Origin of the sequence: Granulicella sp. dw_53 (genome assembly GCF_018449545.1) — a bacterium.
Classification (GTDB): domain Bacteria; phylum Acidobacteriota; class Terriglobia; order Terriglobales; family Acidobacteriaceae; genus Edaphobacter.
This window is the reverse complement of the sequence record NZ_JAAVUR010000014.1, coordinates 47,493-64,930: the sequence shown is the minus strand read 5'-3', so window position 1 is coordinate 64,930 and position 17,438 is coordinate 47,493. Positions and strand designations below refer to the sequence as shown.

Annotated in this window: 14 protein-coding genes; 9 read left to right on the top strand and 5 right to left on the bottom strand. The window is 59.9% G+C overall.

What is annotated here, in order from left to right; all coding sequences use genetic code 11:
* Positions 1–19: 19 nt before the first annotated feature.
* A complete protein-coding gene (locus tag HB393_RS19375; protein WP_255551377.1) occupies positions 20–4,885 on the bottom strand; it encodes a DEAD/DEAH box helicase in 4,866 nt (1,621 codons plus the stop codon).
* A 136-nt stretch (positions 4,886–5,021) separates the two neighbouring features.
* Between HB393_RS19375 and HB393_RS19370 the strand changes: the two genes are divergently transcribed.
* The 6 genes from HB393_RS19370 to opgC all read left to right on the top strand — a co-directional run bounded on the left by HB393_RS19370 (position 5,022) and on the right by opgC (position 9,821).
* Positions 5,022–5,516: a cytidine deaminase gene (locus HB393_RS19370; RefSeq protein ID WP_213806850.1), complete on the top strand. Its 495-nt coding sequence runs from the start codon at positions 5,022–5,024 to the stop codon at positions 5,514–5,516.
* A complete protein-coding gene (locus HB393_RS19365; protein WP_213806849.1) occupies positions 5,513–6,901 on the top strand; it encodes a thymidine phosphorylase in 1,389 nt (462 codons plus the stop codon). Before HB393_RS19370 ends, HB393_RS19365 begins: the two co-directional genes overlap by 4 nt.
* Positions 6,879–7,454, top strand: a complete 576-nt coding sequence (locus HB393_RS19360; protein WP_213806848.1) for a sugar O-acetyltransferase — start codon at positions 6,879–6,881, stop codon at positions 7,452–7,454. Before HB393_RS19365 ends, HB393_RS19360 begins: the two co-directional genes overlap by 23 nt.
* Before the next feature lie 62 nt (positions 7,455–7,516).
* Positions 7,517–7,966: a globin domain-containing protein gene (locus tag HB393_RS19355; RefSeq protein ID WP_213806847.1), complete on the top strand. Its 450-nt coding sequence runs from the start codon at positions 7,517–7,519 to the stop codon at positions 7,964–7,966.
* Between the two features lie 61 nt (positions 7,967–8,027).
* The gene (locus HB393_RS19350) at positions 8,028–8,468 is read left to right on the top strand and encodes an Rrf2 family transcriptional regulator (protein ID WP_213806846.1); all 441 of its coding nucleotides are present in this window, start codon (positions 8,028–8,030) and stop codon (positions 8,466–8,468) included.
* Between the two features lie 117 nt (positions 8,469–8,585).
* Positions 8,586–9,821, top strand: coding sequence for an OpgC domain-containing protein (gene opgC, locus HB393_RS19345; protein ID WP_213806845.1), 1,236 nt, complete (start codon positions 8,586–8,588; stop codon positions 9,819–9,821).
* 63 nt (positions 9,822–9,884) lie between these two features.
* Here opgC and HB393_RS19340 read toward each other — a convergent pair whose 3' ends face one another.
* From HB393_RS19340 to HB393_RS19330, 3 genes are all read right to left on the bottom strand, one after another.
* On the bottom strand, positions 9,885–10,511 hold the full coding sequence (locus HB393_RS19340) for a TetR family transcriptional regulator (RefSeq protein ID WP_213806844.1): 627 nt from the start codon (positions 10,509–10,511) through the stop codon (positions 9,885–9,887).
* A 70-nt stretch (positions 10,512–10,581) separates the two neighbouring features.
* Positions 10,582–11,586 (bottom strand): NAD-dependent epimerase/dehydratase family protein, encoded by a 1,005-nt coding sequence (locus HB393_RS19335; protein ID WP_213806843.1) that lies wholly within the window; start codon positions 11,584–11,586, stop codon positions 10,582–10,584.
* Between the two features lie 216 nt (positions 11,587–11,802).
* Positions 11,803–12,171 (bottom strand): hypothetical protein, encoded by a 369-nt coding sequence (locus tag HB393_RS19330; RefSeq protein WP_213806842.1) that lies wholly within the window; start codon positions 12,169–12,171, stop codon positions 11,803–11,805.
* Positions 12,172–12,963: 792 nt separating this feature from the next.
* On the opposite strand from HB393_RS19330, the gene HB393_RS19325 reads away from it, so the two are divergent.
* The 3 genes from HB393_RS19325 to HB393_RS19315 all read left to right on the top strand — a co-directional run bounded on the left by HB393_RS19325 (position 12,964) and on the right by HB393_RS19315 (position 16,205).
* Positions 12,964–13,845, top strand: coding sequence for an FkbM family methyltransferase (locus tag HB393_RS19325; RefSeq protein ID WP_213806841.1), 882 nt, complete (start codon positions 12,964–12,966; stop codon positions 13,843–13,845).
* Between the two features lie 267 nt (positions 13,846–14,112).
* Complete coding sequence (locus HB393_RS19320; RefSeq protein WP_213806840.1) at positions 14,113–15,351, top strand: nucleoside transporter C-terminal domain-containing protein; 1,239 nt, start codon at positions 14,113–14,115, stop codon at positions 15,349–15,351.
* Between the two features lie 131 nt (positions 15,352–15,482).
* Positions 15,483–16,205 carry a hypothetical protein gene (locus HB393_RS19315; RefSeq protein ID WP_213806839.1) on the top strand — a complete coding sequence of 241 codons (723 nt, stop codon included), beginning with the start codon at positions 15,483–15,485 and terminating at the stop codon, positions 16,203–16,205.
* Positions 16,206–16,216: 11 nt separating this feature from the next.
* On the opposite strand, the gene HB393_RS19310 is transcribed toward HB393_RS19315, so the two are convergent.
* Positions 16,217–17,296 carry an aromatic ring-hydroxylating dioxygenase subunit alpha gene (locus HB393_RS19310; protein ID WP_213806838.1) on the bottom strand — a complete coding sequence of 360 codons (1,080 nt, stop codon included), beginning with the start codon at positions 17,294–17,296 and terminating at the stop codon, positions 16,217–16,219.
* Positions 17,297–17,438 lie beyond the last annotated feature (142 nt).

The window sequence follows — 17,438 nt, the reverse complement described above, 5'->3', positions numbered from 1 at the left end:
TCCCACCTCCCAAATCACACTAAGCAGTCCGCACCCCAACCCTCGCAACTCCCGGTAACTGCGGCAAACCCCGCCTGACATTGAAACCCATCGCTCCCGCCACAAACCCCGCATCTAGCAAAGGCTGCGCCATCACACTCTCCGCCACAGCAACGCCATTCACAGAAGAGATCAACATCCCAGCCCGCCCCGTAGCGTCATCCTCGTCCCTCTCCCCCTGCACCCTCTTCACGAAGAACTCCGCCAACGCCCGAGCCACCTGCGAGAGTCCAGGCTCCTCCTCCGGCAGAAACACCTGCACATTCGGATTCCCTCTCCGCAGATACGCCACCAACGCACCATCGCACAAGATCACCCTCGCCCCCACGCTCCGCGTCAACGAACTCCCCTCATCGCCGCCCGCAGGCCACCGCAACAAAGCCCCATAAGGATTCGCCGGATCGGTAGCAGCCAACATCAGCATCTCGGCGCTCTCACCCTCCCGCTGCATCCGCAGACTCCGCAGCAGATCCACCGCAGCAGGCATGGCAAACTGCGTAGCTCCCAGGTCCGCGGCAAAGTATCCTCGCCGCACCTTGCCACTCTCCTCCATCGCCTTCAGCACGTCATACACCGCACTGAAGCCTCCCACCAATCCCTCCGCATGCGCAGTCTCCCGAAACACCACCCCATAACGCGTCAACAACTGCGTCGCCATCGCCAGACTCCAAGCCGTTCCCGCAGCCCCCTCCGCAAACGCCGCAGCATTCAGACCCCAACGCCCCTGTCCCGTAGGTGGAGTGGTCCGCCGCGACCGGAATCCAGCCCCCTGCTGATGCACCCTTCGCCCTCGCGAAGCCGTCGCAGGCCGCTCGCAATAAGCCCGCAGCGCAGCCATGCCATCGTTCGTCACCATCCCCTTCCACACCAGCCCCCACAAAGCCTCCAGTGTCTCCCCCGGATAGCCGCCACCAATCCCATCATGTAAATCCTGAAAGAACGAAGCGCCTCGCCCCTTCAAGAACGCAACAATCGCCTCCTCCTTCGAAGCCCCCGCAACCGCTCCACCCTCCGAACCCCGCCAAAGCACAGGCAACCTCTCCGCAAGATAAAGCCCGACCCTCCCATCCCTCTCCCCAATCGCATCGAACCCCACCCAAACCACCTCGCCCGCCGCCACCAGCATGTCCAGATCGGCGCTCTTATATCCCACCACCCGAGCCGGCAGAATCTCCGTCTCCAACACCGAAGCCGGCAGCGGAGCGCCTTGCAAATTCTCGATCACATCCAGCAGCGCATCCAGCCCCCGCCTTGGCTGCACCACCCCCTGCCAGCGCGTCAGCAGCCGAGCCAACACCCGCTGCTCCACCGGTTCGACCTCCTTCCGCAACCTCGCCAGCGACTTGCGCCGAACCGCCCGCAGTACCTCCACATCACACCACTCCCGATGCACCCCGCCCGGCCTAAACCCACCCTCCACCACCCGACCCGCCTGCACCAGCCGCTGCAACACCGCCTCCACACTCGCCGCTGGCAAACCAAATCGCGCAGCGGCCTCATGCGTCGTAAAAGGCCCATGCGTCCGCGCGAAACGCCGCACCAGATCCACCATCGCCTCCGGCGACTCCTCCAGAAACGCTCCCGGCAACCCCGGCGGCAACGGAATCCCCACGGCATCCCGATATCGCGCCGCATCCTCCACCGCGATCAATCGTCTCTCTCCCGCAACCTGAACCTCCAGCACCCGCCGCGCACGCATCAGTTTGGCGACAGCATCTGCAACCTCTTCCGTTACACATCGACGCAACAGCTCCACCCGCGTCAGATCCCCCAGCCGTAACAACAGATCGTGCACACCATCCATGTTCCGCGCCTTGTAACTCTCCACCAGGCACTGCAACTGCTCCTCCGTCTCCTCGATCGCCGCCAGATCCAGCAGCTCCCGCAGATCCGCATCACCCATCAACTCCCGCAACTGGTCCTGATCGATCGACAGTGCCTGCGCTCGCCTCTCCGCCAGCGGAGCATCTCCGTCATAGATGTAGTTCGCGACATAACTGAACAACAACGCCGAAGCAAACGGACTCGGCGTCCGCGAGTCCACCGTATGCACCCGCAGGCTGCGGCTCCCAATCGCCCGCAGTGTCTCCATCAGCGCCGGCATATCGAAGACATCCCGCAGACACTCCCGGTAAGCCTCCAGCAAAATCGGAAAACTCGCATACCGGCTCGCGACACTCAGCAGGTCATACGCCCTCTTTCTCTGCTGCCACAACGGAGTTCGCCCGTCCGCCCGGCGCCTCGGCAGTAACAGCGCCCGCGAAGCACTCTCCCGGAACTTCGCCGCAAACAGCGCCGTCGATCCCAACTGCCGCAGCACCAGCTCCGCCGCCTCATTCGGCTCCAGCATCACCGCCTCGACATCCGGCGGCGTATCGCTCTCCGGAAACCGCAGCACAAACCCATCCTCGCTCCACATCGTTTCGACGTCGCTGCTCCCGCCACTCGCCCGCAGCTTCGCCGTAATCGCCATCGCCCAGGGAGCATGAATCCTGCTTCCGAACGGCGTCAGCACACACACCCGCCAATCCCCCAACTCGTCCCGCACCCGTTCAATCACGATGTTGCGATCGTCCGGAACCACTACCGTAGCCAGCTCCTGATCCGCCAGATACCGCAAAGCATTCTCAGCGGCACCCGGCTCCAGATCGTGCTCCGTCGTCAATCGAGCTATCGCCACACTGCGTGGCATATCGCGCAGCTCTCGCACCAGCGCTCCGATCCTTCGTCCGAACTCCAGTGGCCGCCCCGCCTGGTCTCCATGCCAGAACGGCATCTTGCCCGCCTCGCCCGGCGCGGGCGTCACCAGCACCCGGTCATGCGTAATCTCATCGATCCGCCACGTCGAAGCGCCGAGGATAAACGTATCCCCCGTCCGGCTCTCGAAGACCATCTCCTCATCCAGCTCACCCACCCGAATCGGCTTGCTTCTCTCTCCAGCCAGGAACACGCCATACAAACCCCGATCTGGAATCGTCCCGCCATTCAGAATCGCGATCCGCTTCACCCCCTGTCGCGGCGTGATCCAGTTCTTCGTCCGGTCCCACGTAATCCTCGGCCTCAGCTCCGCGAACTCATCCGACGGATACCTCCCCGCCAGCATATCCAGCACCCCATCGAACATCCCGCGCCCCAACCCCGCAAACGGAGCCGCCCCTCGCACCAACGCAAATAGAGCCTCATAACTGATCCCCGGACTCTCCTCCTCGCTGCTGGCGTGCTTCCTTCGCAGCTCCGCGTCCACCACGCCAAGCGGAGGATGCGCAATCACCGCCACAATCTGCTGCGCCAGCACATCCAGTGGATTCCGCAGAAACCGCGTGGACTCCACATGCCCCTCATGCATCGCCCGCGTCACCGCCGCGCACGCAATCAAATCTGCACGATACTTCGGAAAGATAATTCCCGCCGAAGGCATCCCCACCGAGTGCCCCGCCCGCCCGATCCGCTGCATCCCACTCGCCACGCTCGGCGGAGCCTCAATCTGAATCACCAGATCGATCGCTCCCATATCGATCCCCAGCTCCAGCGAGCTCGTCGCCACCAGCGCCTTGATCTTCCCCGCCTTCAGCAACTCTTCAATCTCCGTCCGCTGCACCGCAGCCAACGACCCATGGTGCGCCCGCGCAATCGGCTCGCCCGCCAGCTCATTTAGCGCACCAGCCAGCCGCTCCGCGATCCGCCGCGCATTCACAAAGATCAGCGTCGAGGTCCGCCCGCGAATAATCTCCAGCAGCCTCGGATGAATACTCTGCCAGATGCTCGTCCTCTTCGGCCCCTGGCTCGCAGGCCCACTCGGCTGCTCCTCAATCTCGCCCAGCCGGGCCATATCCTCCACCGGAACCTCAACCTTCAGCTCCAGCACCTTCCTCGCCCCAGCATTTACCACCGTCACCGGCCGGTACAGCGGCGCATCCACCCCAACATCCGGCTTCACCCCATCATCACTAGCTGCACTCATCAACACAGCATCAATCCCGACACCAGGCTCAACACTCTCAGGCAATCCTGCAACAGCATCGGTTACATTTCCATCAACCCCATCCCCCAAGCCCGCTAACCCCTGATCCCTAACCCCTAATCCCTGCCTCTCCCCTGTCTCGGCTCCGCCGAGGAACCTGGCCACCTCCTCCAACGGCCTCTGCGTAGCCGACAAGCCAATCCGCTGCACCCGCCGTCCCGTCAACGCCTCCAGCCGCTCCAGCGACAGAGCCATATGCGCCCCGCGCTTACTCGGCACCAGCGCATGAATCTCATCCACGATCACCGTCTCGACCGACCGCAGCCCCTCCCCCGCCTCACTCGTCAACAACAGATAAAGCGACTCTGGAGTCGTAATCAAAATATCCCCCGGATGCCGCGCAAACCGCGCCCGATCCTTCGGCGAAGTATCCCCCGTTCGCACGCTGATCTCCGGCATCCGCACGGCAACACCCTCGCGCGCAGCCATGTTCGCAATCCCCGCCAACGGAGACCGCAGATTCCGCTCCACATCCACCGCCAGCGCCTTCAACGGCGACAGATACACCACCCGGCACCCTCGCACTGCATCCATCGGGGTTCGTAACATTAACTTGTCCAGGCACCACAGAAACGCCGTCAGCGTCTTGCCCGTCCCGGTCGGCGCCAGGATCAGCGTCGACTCCCCCCGCGCAATCGCCGGCCACCCCTCTACCTGCGGAGCCGTCGGCCCATCAAACACCGCTCGAAACCACTGCGCCGTAATCGGATGAAACAGCCCCAGCGCAGTCTCCGCCGCATCCACTGGCGCAATCGCCTGGGCTTTGCTCTTACCCGGTTTTTTCGTCTTCGCAGGCGGCATAACACTCCATACTCTCAGCAGCATACCGCCGCCTCCCATACGATGCTTCGAAGCCTCGACAAGTTCATCCGCCCTGCCAAATCCCTCTCATCCCCGCGCTCCGCGACACAACCAACACCTCACTTGCCTTCCCCTCTGCCACCCGGTACCCTCACACATCATGCCGACTCCAGACACCCAGGTCGAAGCCTCGCCCACCCTCACCCCATCCCAGCTCACCGACCTCAACGACCGCGCCGCCGCCGTCGCCCTGAACGCCCACGCCCCCTACAGCCACTTCCGCGTCGGAGCAGCCATCCTTCTCGCGTCTGACCCCGCAACCAACATCCTCCCCAACACCATCCTCACCGGCTGCAACGTCGAAAACGCCTCCTTCCGCCTCACCACCTGCGCTGAACAGTCTGCCATCGCCGCCGCCGTCGCCCTCTACGGACCCTCCATCCGTCTCGACACCATCGTCGTCGTCAACCTCAACGGCGCCGTCTGCCCACCCTGCGGAGCCTGCCGCCAGACCATCCAGGAGTTCAGCACTCCCACCACCCGCATCTTCTTCCCCGGCCCCAACGGCATCACCGTCGAAGCCTCCATCGCCGACCTGCTCCCCGCAGCCTTCCTCTCCGAATCCCTCCTCCCCGACACTCCGCAATCCATATGACCAAATCAAGCAATACCATCCACGCCGTCGACATCATCCGCCACAAATGCGAAGGCCTGCCTCTCACTACCGCTGAGATCCAGGCCTTCATCCGCGGAATCGTCGACCGCACCATCTCCGACGCTCAGGCCACCTCTCTCCTGACCGCCATCTTCCTCCTCGGCCTCAACCCGCAGGAGCTCGCCGACCTCACCTCCGCCATGCGCTTCTCCGGCGAGGTCTTCGACGCCACTCCCCTCCACACCTTCACCATCGACAAGCACTCCACCGGCGGCGTCGGCGACAAGACCTCCCTGCTCATCGCCCCCATCGTCGCCGCCGCCGGCCTTGCCTCTCCCACACCCGCCGGAGTCCCCGGCATCTGCGTCCCCATGATCTCCGGAAGAAGCCTCGGCCACACCGGCGGCACCCTCGACAAGCTCGAAACCATCCCCGGCTTCAACACCCAACTCACCCTCCAGCAGTTCTTCGAAACCCTCAAGAGCTGCGGAGCCTCCCTCATTGGCCAAACTCCCACCCTCGTCCCCGCCGACCGCATCCTCTACGCCCTCCGCGACCACACCGGCACCATCGAGTCCCCCAACCTCATCACCGCCAGCATCATGAGCAAAAAGCTCGCTGAGTCCCTCAACGCCCTCGTCCTCGACGTCAAGACCGGCAGCGGCGCCTTCATGAAGTCCTACGACGACTCCCGCCACCTCGCCAACCTCATGGTCCAGACCGGCACCCTCGCCGGCACCCGCACCGTCGCCCTCATCACCCAGATGGACCAGCCCCTCGGCCGCTTCTCCGGCAACTGGGTCGAGGTCTGGGAGTGCGTCGACATCATGAAGCAAGTCCGCCACCCCCTCTCGGCCGACCTCATCGAACTCACCAACGCCCTCTCCGGCTGGATGCTCCACCTCGCAGGCAAAGCCGCCACCCCCGAAGCCGGCGCAGCCCTCTCCAACGAGATCCTCAAATCCGGCGCGGCCTACCAGGCCTGGCTCAAGATAGTAGAAGCCCACCACGGCGACACCAGCGTCTTCGCAGATCCCGCCGCGTTTCACAAACCCACTGCCACCCGCACCTTGAAAGCCGAGACCTCCGGCTACCTCGCCTCCATGGATTGCACCGAAGTAGGCTGGGCCGTCCAACGCCTCGGAGCCGGCCGCCTCCATCCCGGCGACCCCGTCAGCGCCCACGCTGGCATCGAGATGCACATCAAACTCGGCGACAAAGTAGAACCCAACCAACCCCTCATCACTCTCTTCAGCGAAGACCCCACCCTCCTCACCGAACCCTACGAGATGCTCCGCGCCACCCTCCAACTCTCTCCCACTCCACCCACCCTCCAACCCCTCATCCGCGAGACCATCACCGATGCCACTTCAACCACCCAATAACCTCACCGAAAAACAAAAGATGCTCAGCGGCGCCCTCTACAACGCCGAAGACCCCACCCTCATCGCCGACCGCCTCCACGCCACCACCCTCCTCCACACCTACAACACCACCCCACACGACCCCGCGACCCACACTCCCCTACTGAAAGAACTCTTAGCCTCCTGCGGAGAAAGAGCCACCATCCGCCCACCCTTCTTCTGCGACTACGGCTACAACATCCACCTGGGCATCGGAGTCTTCCTCAACTTCAACTGCGTCCTCCTCGACGTCAACCTCATTGAGATCGGCGACCGCACCCAGATCGGCCCCTCCGTCCAGATCTACGCCGCCGACCATCCCCGCGACCCCGAAGCCCGCCGCGCCAACCTCGAAAGCGGCCGCGCTGTCCGCATCGGAGCCAACGTATGGATCGGCGGCGGAGCCATCCTCCTCCCCGGGATCACCGTCGGCGACGACGCCATCATCGGAGCCGGCAGCATCGTCACCCACGATGTCCCCGCTGGAGCCACCGTAGCCGGCAACCCTGCCCGCCCCATCGGATCCAGAAAATAATCCAAGCAAAATGTATCTCTGAATATAGATTTACAATCTATATTATAAATACGAGGTGCACCTTGCTAGACAATCAAACGCAGATCATCAAATCGACCGTTCCCGTCCTTCAAAAACACGGTGAAGAGATCACCCGGGTCTTCTATCAGCAGATGCTCGCCGCTCACCCCGAGCTCAGAACCATGTTCGACCCCGAAAATCAGAAAGATGGCAGCCAGGCCCGTCGTCTCGCAGGCGCCATCCTCGCCTACGCAGCCAACATCGACCGCCTCGTCCAACTCAACGCCCCCATCGACAAGATCGCCCACAAACACGTCGGACTCCACGTCCTCCCCGAGCAATATCCCATCGTCGGTGAGCATCTCCTCGGAGCCATCAAGACCGTACTCGGCGACGGAGCGACACCCGAAGTGCTCGACGCCTGGGGCGCAGCCTACAACCAGCTCGCCGACATCATGATCGCCCGCGAAAAGATCCTCTACGACGAAGCTCATCTGACCGCAGCCGACTAAGCCTCACCACCTTAGGACATCGTTCAAAGGCTGGATAATAGTCCAGGATCGATCTCCAACTATGCAGCTCACGCGTTTTTCCGATATAAGCCTGCGGCTTCTCATCTACCTGGCCAGCCGTGATCGCGTCACCTCTGTAACGGTCACGGCACGAGCCACATCGACCCTCTTCCATGTCCCTTACACCCACATGGTCAAGGTCGTGCATCAACTCGGCCAGCACGGATTAATCGTCACCACCAAAGGCAAGGGCGGCGGTCTCCGCCTCTCCCGCCCTCCCGAATCCATCCGCATCGGCGAAGTCCTGCGTCTCACCGAACCCGGAAACGCCGTCGTCGATTGCTTTACCCAGCCCTGCCCCCTGCGCTTCGAGTGCCTGCTCAAACACGCCTTGGACGACGCCTACAACGCCTTCTTCGCCCACATGGACAAGTTCACCTTGGCGGATATAGCCACCATGCCGGCCCTCAAAACCCTCGTCCAACTCACCACTAGCCTTTAGGCCCGAATCCCGCAAACCATTCGCCCCACTGAATTAAAGTAGCCCGTTCAAAACCCGTGCAGGAGCTCCCCGCAACCCTCCGCCTCTTTCTGCGTCTTAAGAGGCAGTGGAGACCATGTGCCGTTTGATCCTCCGAAGCAACTGACCTCCGTCCTTCGATTCGCCGGGCTTCCACGCAAGACGGAACGTCGTCCCGAGCTCGATGCCCTGCGCGGTCTCTTCCTCGTCTGGATGACCCTCACCCACCTCCCCACGCACTTCAGCGATCTGGTCAACCAACCCTTCGGCTTCGTCTCCTCCGCCGATGGCTTCGTCTTCCTCTCCGCGCTTCTCGTCGCCCGCCTCTACATCCGCAAGGCCGCGGAGGACGAGGTCAAAGTCCGCACCAAGCTCTGGAAGCGGGCGTTGCGCATCTACGGATATCACCTCATCCTCCTGACCCTCGCCTTCACCTTGGCCGCCGCCTTCGCCGTCGCCCACCACAAGCTCGCTCTCACCAATCTGCTCAACTTCTACCTCGCCCACCCCGTAACCGCCATCCTCGGCTTGCTGCTGCTCATCTACTGCCCACCCCTGCTCGATATCCTGCCCATGTATGTGATCTTTCTCCTGATCACACCCTACGTCCTCGCCATCGCGGCGCGGCGCGGCTGGAAAGAGATTCTCTACGCCAGCGGGGCCGTCTGGCTGCTGGCTCAGTTCGGCCTCAAAACCTGGATCCACAGTGGTGTCGTGCACCTCACCCACCTCCATATCCCATTGCAGGAGACCGGAGCCTTCAACCTCTTCGTCTGGCAGATCATCTGGATCAGCGGCATGGCGCTGGGAGCAGCTTCGGTCGAAGGAAGACTCCCCTTCGCCCGACTCCCTCGCTTCGTCTTCCCGCTGACTACGGCAATCTGCCTCTTCTTCATCGGCGTGCGTCACGACTGGCTGGGAAGCCATCTCACTCAGGAGCGCCTCGCCCTGTCGCTCGACAAATGGCAGATCGGCCCCCTGCGCCTGATCAACCTCATCGCCTTCACCTGCGTCATCTACTGGGCTCGCGGAATCGTCACCCGCCTGGTCCTCATCAAGCCTCTCACCACCCTCGGCAAGGCATCGCTCGAGGTCTTCTGCGCCCACATCGTCTTTGTCTTCGTCGGTTTGGCCCTGCTCTACGGACAAGTGGCCGAACTCCACGGACTCTCCGCCGGACTGCTCGTCGCCTTCACCTTCGCCGGACTGCTCGTCGTCGCCGTGCGCGAGATCCGCCGCAAGCGTAAGGAGCAGGCTAACCGAGCAGACAGCCGCCCACCAGTCTTCGACTCTGACCCGGCCTTGAAGCCCGAGTCAGAACCAAGACATATCTAAAACACGCTCCAGGTGTGGCGAAACAAAAATTGGAGGTGCAGAACCTGAAAGTACCAGACCGATTCATCTTCGAGAACGCGAACCCAGACGCTCCTTCTTGGGCGCCGCAGTGGCGTGCATTCCGTGCCAGAGCCAGTCATAGCATTCTCTAAGAGAGGTGGCGAAGTCCCCCTCAAAGAGCGAAAGCCAGTTCGTCGTTCTCGGATCATCCGGGCTTTTGGAAAAGGCTTCGCTCACCGCCTTCGGTGGATGATAGTACTGCCACTGAGTCAACGCTGAAAAATACATTCTTACTAGGAATTTACGGAGATCTTCGAGCGAGATCCCCGGCTCAGCCCGATGCCAGCGTTTGGCCAGTTCATCGGTTCCAACGAAGTTGAACTCCTTGAATCCCAGAGTGAAGTCAGACGAGATATTGGCCTCGAGGATGCTCGGGCCGATCGACCCCAGATACATCAGAATGTCGTTCTGGCAGCATTTGACAAAGCAATCTCGCATGGCCTCGGCTGAGTACTCGGGCCCATCCAGAATCTCTGAGATAGCGTCCATCAGCTTTTGGATCTCCCGCCGGAGAAGCGTGAGAAAGATCTCTTCTTTCGTCTCGAAGTAGTGGTAAATAACGCCCTTCGTTACTCCCGCTTTTTCCGCGATCTCTTGGGTTGAGGGGAGAGGAAGAAGCTGTTTTTTCAACAATTTCTCCAGCGCATCGACGATGGACTTCTTTCGACACGCGAGTTCTTCCGGGCTTCGGGCTCTTTGTTTATCCATTTGGGGTTTTTAAAGCGATTTGGTCGATCCATTCCAGAGTATCAGCGAGGCTTTCCTGAATTGGTCGCGCTTGCCAGCCCATCCCTTCTTGAAGCCGCTTGGAGGCAAACAATTGTTTCATACCAAGATATTCCTTGATGGTCGCACTCGTTATGACTCTCGGCGCTCCCGTAATTCGATGAAGAGTGGCATCGAAAAAAGGCATGAGCCGCGCAAACGCGATCGGGACAACTTTGTCAGAGGTCTTGGCTTTGGGCCTCAGTCTTTTGATCTCTCCCAGCATCTTCGAAAAACTCCAGGTCTCGCCGGTGGCGATATATCTTCCGGAAGCTTCCCTATGCTCATAGACACGGATATGGGCGTCCGCAGCGTCGCGAACGTCAACGTAGCTGAGCGACATAGGAAGGGCCACCGGAATCTTTCCGTTTAAGGCGTTTACGATGAAGTCGATGTTAGGGGTGGGTTCGGCGAAGTCCGGACCGAGCATGTTGCCAGGCAGCACGCTGACCAGATTGAGATGGAGCTCTTCAGCAAGCTCCCACGCGCGTCTTTCGGAGAGTGCTTTGGAGCGCGTATAGGGTTCGACGGCGTTCAAGTTCCAGTCATCTTCATCTTTCGGAGACTGCCCCGGACGAGTCGTTCCGACCGCGGTGATGCTGGAGGTGTACACCACTCTCTTGACTCCTGCCGCGGCTGCCGCGTGAAGCGCTCGCTCGGTGCCGAGGAGATTGGGATCGACTACCGATTTAACGGGATCTTTCGCGGTCATGTCGAAGACTGCTGCGACCTGGAAGAACCCTTCCATCCCGCTTAGGGCGCGTTCCATCGAGACTTGGTCTAAATTGTCGGCTTCGACGATCTCGATACCGAGTTTTTGAAGGTGAGGGAAGTTCGAAAGCCGCGAGAGCCTGCGCATCGTTCCCCTAACTTCGTATCCTTTGATTTTCAGTAGTTTTGCGATCGCATACCCGAGATGACCAGTAATTCCGTTGACCAAAACCCTCTTCATAGCTCTCCTTAATTAACCAGCAGTACGCTATTAACATACCATTGGTCAATTAATCGAATTGGAGAAATTTCTAACTGAACGCGCAATATCGAACGGGTCGCAGCCTTGAAGGTGCGACCCGCGATTCAACGTTGCGTTTGCCAACGATCTTGCGACAGTTGGAAGGGTTTCGACGGCTGTTGCGAGGGACCGCCGCCGAACCTCTTACGGCTTCGTCATCTTCAGATCCGTAACCGTCGCATCCGTGTTGTGCGCGAAGCGAATCCCGTACAATCCATCGGTCGACTTCAGCTTTCCTGCCGTCACCAGCGCTGCCTTGTCGTAGGTCCCGACGGTCGTTCCGTTGATGATGCACGACACCTTGTCACCCTTAACCTGCATCGCAATCTCCTGCGACACTGGCTCTCCCGCTCTCGCCGCCTTGTGAACGGCGTCGTTCTTCTCGCCCCTGCCGTTCATCTGGAACGCCTCCGGACCGAATCCCCGCACGATAAAGCTTCCATTCCCATACGCAGCACAGTAGAGGAAGCTCTGGTCCGCGGTCCCCAGGCCGTTCCCCGCGATCACAATCATAAGGATGCGGATGCGTATTCAGGTTCATAAACTTCGGCTCGGAAAACGTCGCAGAGACGGTATAGTCGCCCTTCGCTACATCCTTCGGACTCCAGTAAGTGATCGCCGGACCCGTAGTTACGTGCAGACTCTTGCCCTCCATCGTTAGCTTGGCGTCATTTACGGTCTGCCCCGCCTTCTCCGCATTGGCATCGACCTTGCCTTCCCATCCAGCGGCACTGATCCCGCCCCCAGCGACCTTACGGTTAGCCTCCGGAGACTCCTGCGCATAAACCATCTGACTTAGGACAAAAGAAACAGCAGTAAGTTGCAACCCACGACGCATAGAAAACCGCATAGAAAACATGGCACAAAGTCCTTTCAAGAGAGAAGACACAACCGCGCCGCGATTATAAGCCTCTCGCAAAGCGATTGGCATACATGGCTAACCCCGGCTCTATGACGACTTATCCGGCAACCCGTAGCTACAGGATCGGCACAAGCAGTCTCTTGGTGTCTTTGAGACTTTTTCTATCGAAGAGCTTGGTAATAGAGCGCGGATCATGGAGCCAATTCCACCCAAGTCTGGCCGCCTGGCCGTATTCTTCTCTTTCGCGGCGACAATCGCCGAATGGAGCGCAAGATATCGCTGAACGCTCTGCGGCGTCACGATGCCAAGATGAAGGGCTATCTGGTCCTTCAGATAGACGTTTGAGCTGTAGCGCTCCTGGTGCGGAGTGACCTGCTGGTTGCTTCCAGCATCGTTGGATACGCAACGATATTGGGAACAAATATAGCGCCATTCGATGGGAATTGGGTGATGCGGTCGAAGATCGGGAAGTAAAGAAATCGGTAGGAAAATCGCAGGCTTACGGCAAGGAAGCGATAGGTGATTCTCTACCTCATTGGCACTTATTACAAAAGAAAAATTTAATTGAATGCGTTTGTTACTATGAACCGATGATTCGTCGAATCAAATCTCTTGTGCGACAGATGGTGGCAATGACACCCTTCGAAGTTCGGCGTACGCTGCCGGCTGCCACGCTGGAACCGCTGCATCTGGTCTTGGATAGCTACTATGCGCGCGGAGAAGAGGTCACGATCCTACAGGTCGGGGCATGCGATGGCATCACGAACGATCCGATCCGGCAATACGTAACAAGAGGTTCTACCCGAGCAATCTTGATCGAGCCGAATCCCTTCGCATTCGCCCGTCTGAAAAAAAATTACGAAGGGCTTCCAAACGTCACCCTCCTTCAAACTGCAATCGGAGATAAGGACGGAGAAGCTCACCTCTACCGAATCAAGAAGAACGCGACAGACTCTGAGACCGATCAAACACTTCAGGTCGCCTCGTTCTATGAGAAACATCTGATGCATCACGGCAAAAAATCTCATGAGATCGAGCGGATAACTGTACCTTGTCGTTCACTTGCCTCTCTTGTGGCAGAACTGGGTCTGACAAAGATCGACCTTCTCCAGATCGACGCCGAAGGCTTCGACGCGGCCGTCGTACGCATGGCGCTGAATATGCCGGTGCAGCCTGAATGTATCAACTTTGAACACATTCACCTGAAGAAGGCGGATCGTCAGCCACTCTTCGACGACCTGAAAGCCCACGGCTATCTGCTCGGCTACGACGATTGGAATATCCTCGCGCGGCAAACGCCGCACGAGGAGACGAAAGTCCATTAAAAACTAGCCCTTGACACCGCCGATATAATTAACTCAGAAGAAGTATCAGAAGTCAGGATCCGGCCAACCGCCGGATCTTCGCATTTAACCTCGGCCAGAGGTCCAGGCCGAAACGATCTTGTTCGAAGAATTTAGCCCATTATGGGGGGAGGGGGGTCACATGGAGTTACACATCACGATAACGCCGCAACCCACCATAGCCACTCCAACCCCTCTCTCCAGTACACTCCCCATAACGCTCAAACAAATTCGCAGTTGGAGATCGCCTTGGCACGTTTCACCGGACTTCTAGGCCTTATTACCTTCCTCGGTCTCGCCTACGCCTTCTCCACCAATCGTCGCGCCATCCGCTGGCGCACAGTAGCTTGGGGTCTCGGCCTTCAACTCCTCTTCGCCTTCCTGGTCATCAAGTGGAACGCTGGACAGGTCATCCTCCATAAGACATCGGTCGTCATTACCTCGCTCCTCGCCCACTCTGCCGATGGCTCATCCCTCGTCTTCGGCCCACTCGGCGATCCCAAGAGCGCACTCGCCATCTTCGCCTTCGCCGTCCTTCCCACCATCATCTTCGTCAGTGCCTTCTTCGCCGTCCTCTATCACATCGGCCTCATGCAGCAGGTCATCCGCTTCGTAGCCTGGATCATGCAGTGGACCATGGGAACCAGCGGAGCCGAAAGCACCAACGTCGCCGCGAGCATCTTCATGGGTCAGACCGAAGCGCCTCTCACCATCCGGCCATTCCTCGCCGGAGCCACGCGCTCCGAGCTCATGGTCATCATGACCTCCGGAATGGCCCACGTCTCCGGCGGCATCATGGCTGCCTACATCAGCTTCGGCATCAACGCCCAGGATCTCCTCTCCGCCGTCATCATGACCGCTCCCGGAACCATCCTCGTCGCCAAAATGCTAGTCCCCGAGACCGAAGTTCCCGCGACCGCCGGAACCGTCACCATGCCGCCCAACGAAGAGCACAAGAACGACAACCTCATCGCCGCCATCGCCCGCGGAACCATCGACGGCGGTCAGCTCGCCTTCAACGTCGCCATCATGCTCATCAGCTTTGTCGCCCTCGTCGGCCTCTTCAACGCCATCATGCTCGGTATCTCCAACTTCGCCTGGGCTCACGGGCATATTCCCTTCCCACACTCCCTCAACGCCATCCTCGGAGTCGTCGGAGCCCCGGTAGCGTGGCTCATCGGCATTCCCTGGCACGAGGCCCGCGCCATCGGGAATCTCCTCGGCACACGCACCATGATCAACGAGTTCGTCGCCTTCACTCAGCTCGGCGCGATGAAGGCGACTCTTCTCCCCCGCTCCTTCTCCATCGCCACCTTCGCCCTATGCGGCTTCGCCAACGTCGGCAGCATCGGGATGCAGATCGGCGGCATCGGAGCCCTCGTCCCCAACCGCCGCAACGACCTTGCCCAGCTAGGTCTCCGCGCCATGCTCGCCGGCACCATGGCCAACCTCATGTCCGCCTCCATCGTCTCCATGCTTTTGAATTAGGAAAACGGAGCGAACTAACAAAAGCATCGGCAAATTCCTCATCGGGAAGACGCATCCGGACGTATATACTGCAGGCTCCCCCCACAGAGAACCAACAGGCCCTGAATTCATTTCTTCCTTTGGAGAAACACATGGCTACGACCGTGCTGCGCCCGATTAATCGGCGTTACGACCGCATCTTCTTCTCCCTCATGACGATTCTCATCCTCGCAACCGTCCTGATCGGATTCGCCCGCACTTATTACCTCGCCGGACTCGTCCGCGCTCCTCTCCCGAACGCGCTCATCCACATCCATGGAGCGATCTTCTCCAGTTGGCTCATCCTTCTCACCGTCCAAACTGGCCTCATCTCAGCCCGCCGTCTCGACCTCCACAAACGCCTCGGGCTCTACGGTTTCGGTCTGGCCTGCCTCATGGTCATCCTCGGCACTCTCGCCGCACGCGACTCCCTCCGCCGCGGCTTCGCAGTCCCTGGGCTCGATTCAGCCACCTTCTTCATCGTCCCCATCACCGACATGATCGTCTTCGCGGTGCTCATTTACCTCGCCTACCGAGCCCGCTTCGACTCCGCAGCCCACAAACGCCTTATCCTTATCGCCACCGTAGCCATCCTGGACGCGGCCATCGCCCGCTGGCCCTTCGCCTTCATCGTCCGCAGCCATTGGGGAGCAGATATGGTCTGCTATGCCTTCCTGGTCCTGCTAGCCGCCTACGACCTCTTCACCCTACGCAGGATTCACCGCATCACCTTGTGGGCATCGGCCTTCGTCATCGTCGTACAGCAGTTCAGAATCCCCCTCGGCATGACCAAGGCCTGGCACAGCGTAGCGAATCTCGCGCTCGGCAAGTTCTAGAGGAGACGATTCTACGCGGTGTAGCTTCGCCCTAGGCCCAGCCCTGCAAGCCCTCTTCGATAGGCGATCGAACTTCGGTCCGCGGGGAAATGAGCTTCGGCTTGGAGGTCGATCGGCAGGTCCTCTGGGAACTGCCGCTCCACGATGGCAATATCCTCGGCGAACACCTGGTAGTTGAAGTCGAGCGTCGCCTGCAGCGGCGCATCCTTGTCGAAGTTTCGGCAGATAGGAACAAAGAGCCGCGTCTTTCGGGCCGAGACAGGGGAGGCGACGTTCAAGATGTGAAGCCGTGCATCTCCTGGAAAGAATACCGTCAGCTTGGCGGTAAACGGAAAGAACACCTCGAATCGCCGCCTCCACAGAAAGCCCGGAGGATTCAAGTGCTTGAACTCGTGAGAGTAGTTGCTGACCGTGCTGATGTAATCGGCCACGAAGCCTGTTTCGGTCTTCACCACTGGATAATCCGGCACGACAGGATTATCGGGCTCTCCAAAGCTTGCAGTATGAACGAACGCGAAGTGACTTACATCGAGAAAGCCTTCAACCTGGCGTCCGGCAGCAGCGTTGATCGCAACGCTGTCGGGGAGCACGTTGAGGTAATCAGGATCTTCCCACTCCGTCATCTCGGGGAGCGGAAGCGGGCCATCGTCTACCAGACGGACCCAGACCAGCCCGTAACGCTCCTGCACGCCGAACATATCCAGCCTTAGACGGGGCGAGATAGCGCCATTTGGATGCGCAGGAATGCAGGTGCACTTCCCGTTTCGGTCGTATCGTAGACCGTGATATTTGCAGATAATCTCGTCGCTCTCGACGTGACCGAGACTCAGAGGCACCCCCCGGTGATAGCAGATATCCCGTGCCGCGGATAAGGTGCCGTCAGAGAGCCGATAGACCACAACGCGCTCATCCAAAAGGGTCGCAGCATAAGGCTGGTCCGTGATCTCGTGCGAGAAGGCCACCGGATACCAGAACGGCGCGAGCGCACGCCAGTCGGACTCGGAGAACGTACATCCACGCGGGAGAATGCCAGCTTGCCGCGATTCAGAGGTTGTCAGTTCAGAGGCCGGAACGAATGCAGAAGTCGTCATAGTAAATATTAGACACATCTGCAGCCTTTTTATTCTACGAATCCGCCCACTCGTCGCTAGACGCCCCCGTGGCGATCCATAAGCGCGCCGCCATCGGATCACCCGCCCCGAAGTCCAGCGGAATATCGCCCATGCTACGCTC

What these genes read in the sequence shown, in the direction of transcription:
- HB393_RS19375 (WP_255551377.1), bottom strand. Translation starts at nt 4,885, where the DNA reads ATGCTGCTGAGAGTATGGAGTGTTATGCCGCCTGCGAAGACGAAAAAA.
- HB393_RS19370 (WP_213806850.1), top strand. Translation starts at nt 5,022, where the DNA reads ATGCCGACTCCAGACACCCAGGTCGAAGCCTCGCCCACCCTCACCCCA.
- HB393_RS19365 (WP_213806849.1), top strand. Translation starts at nt 5,513, where the DNA reads ATGACCAAATCAAGCAATACCATCCACGCCGTCGACATCATCCGCCAC.
- HB393_RS19360 (WP_213806848.1), top strand. Translation starts at nt 6,879, where the DNA reads ATGCCACTTCAACCACCCAATAACCTCACCGAAAAACAAAAGATGCTC.
- HB393_RS19350 (WP_213806846.1), top strand. Translation starts at nt 8,028, where the DNA reads ATGCAGCTCACGCGTTTTTCCGATATAAGCCTGCGGCTTCTCATCTAC.
- HB393_RS19330 (WP_213806842.1), bottom strand. Translation starts at nt 12,171, where the DNA reads ATGATTGTGATCGCGGGGAACGGCCTGGGGACCGCGGACCAGAGCTTC.
- HB393_RS19315 (WP_213806839.1), top strand. Translation starts at nt 15,483, where the DNA reads ATGGCTACGACCGTGCTGCGCCCGATTAATCGGCGTTACGACCGCATC.
- HB393_RS19310 (WP_213806838.1), bottom strand. Translation starts at nt 17,296, where the DNA reads ATGACGACTTCTGCATTCGTTCCGGCCTCTGAACTGACAACCTCTGAA.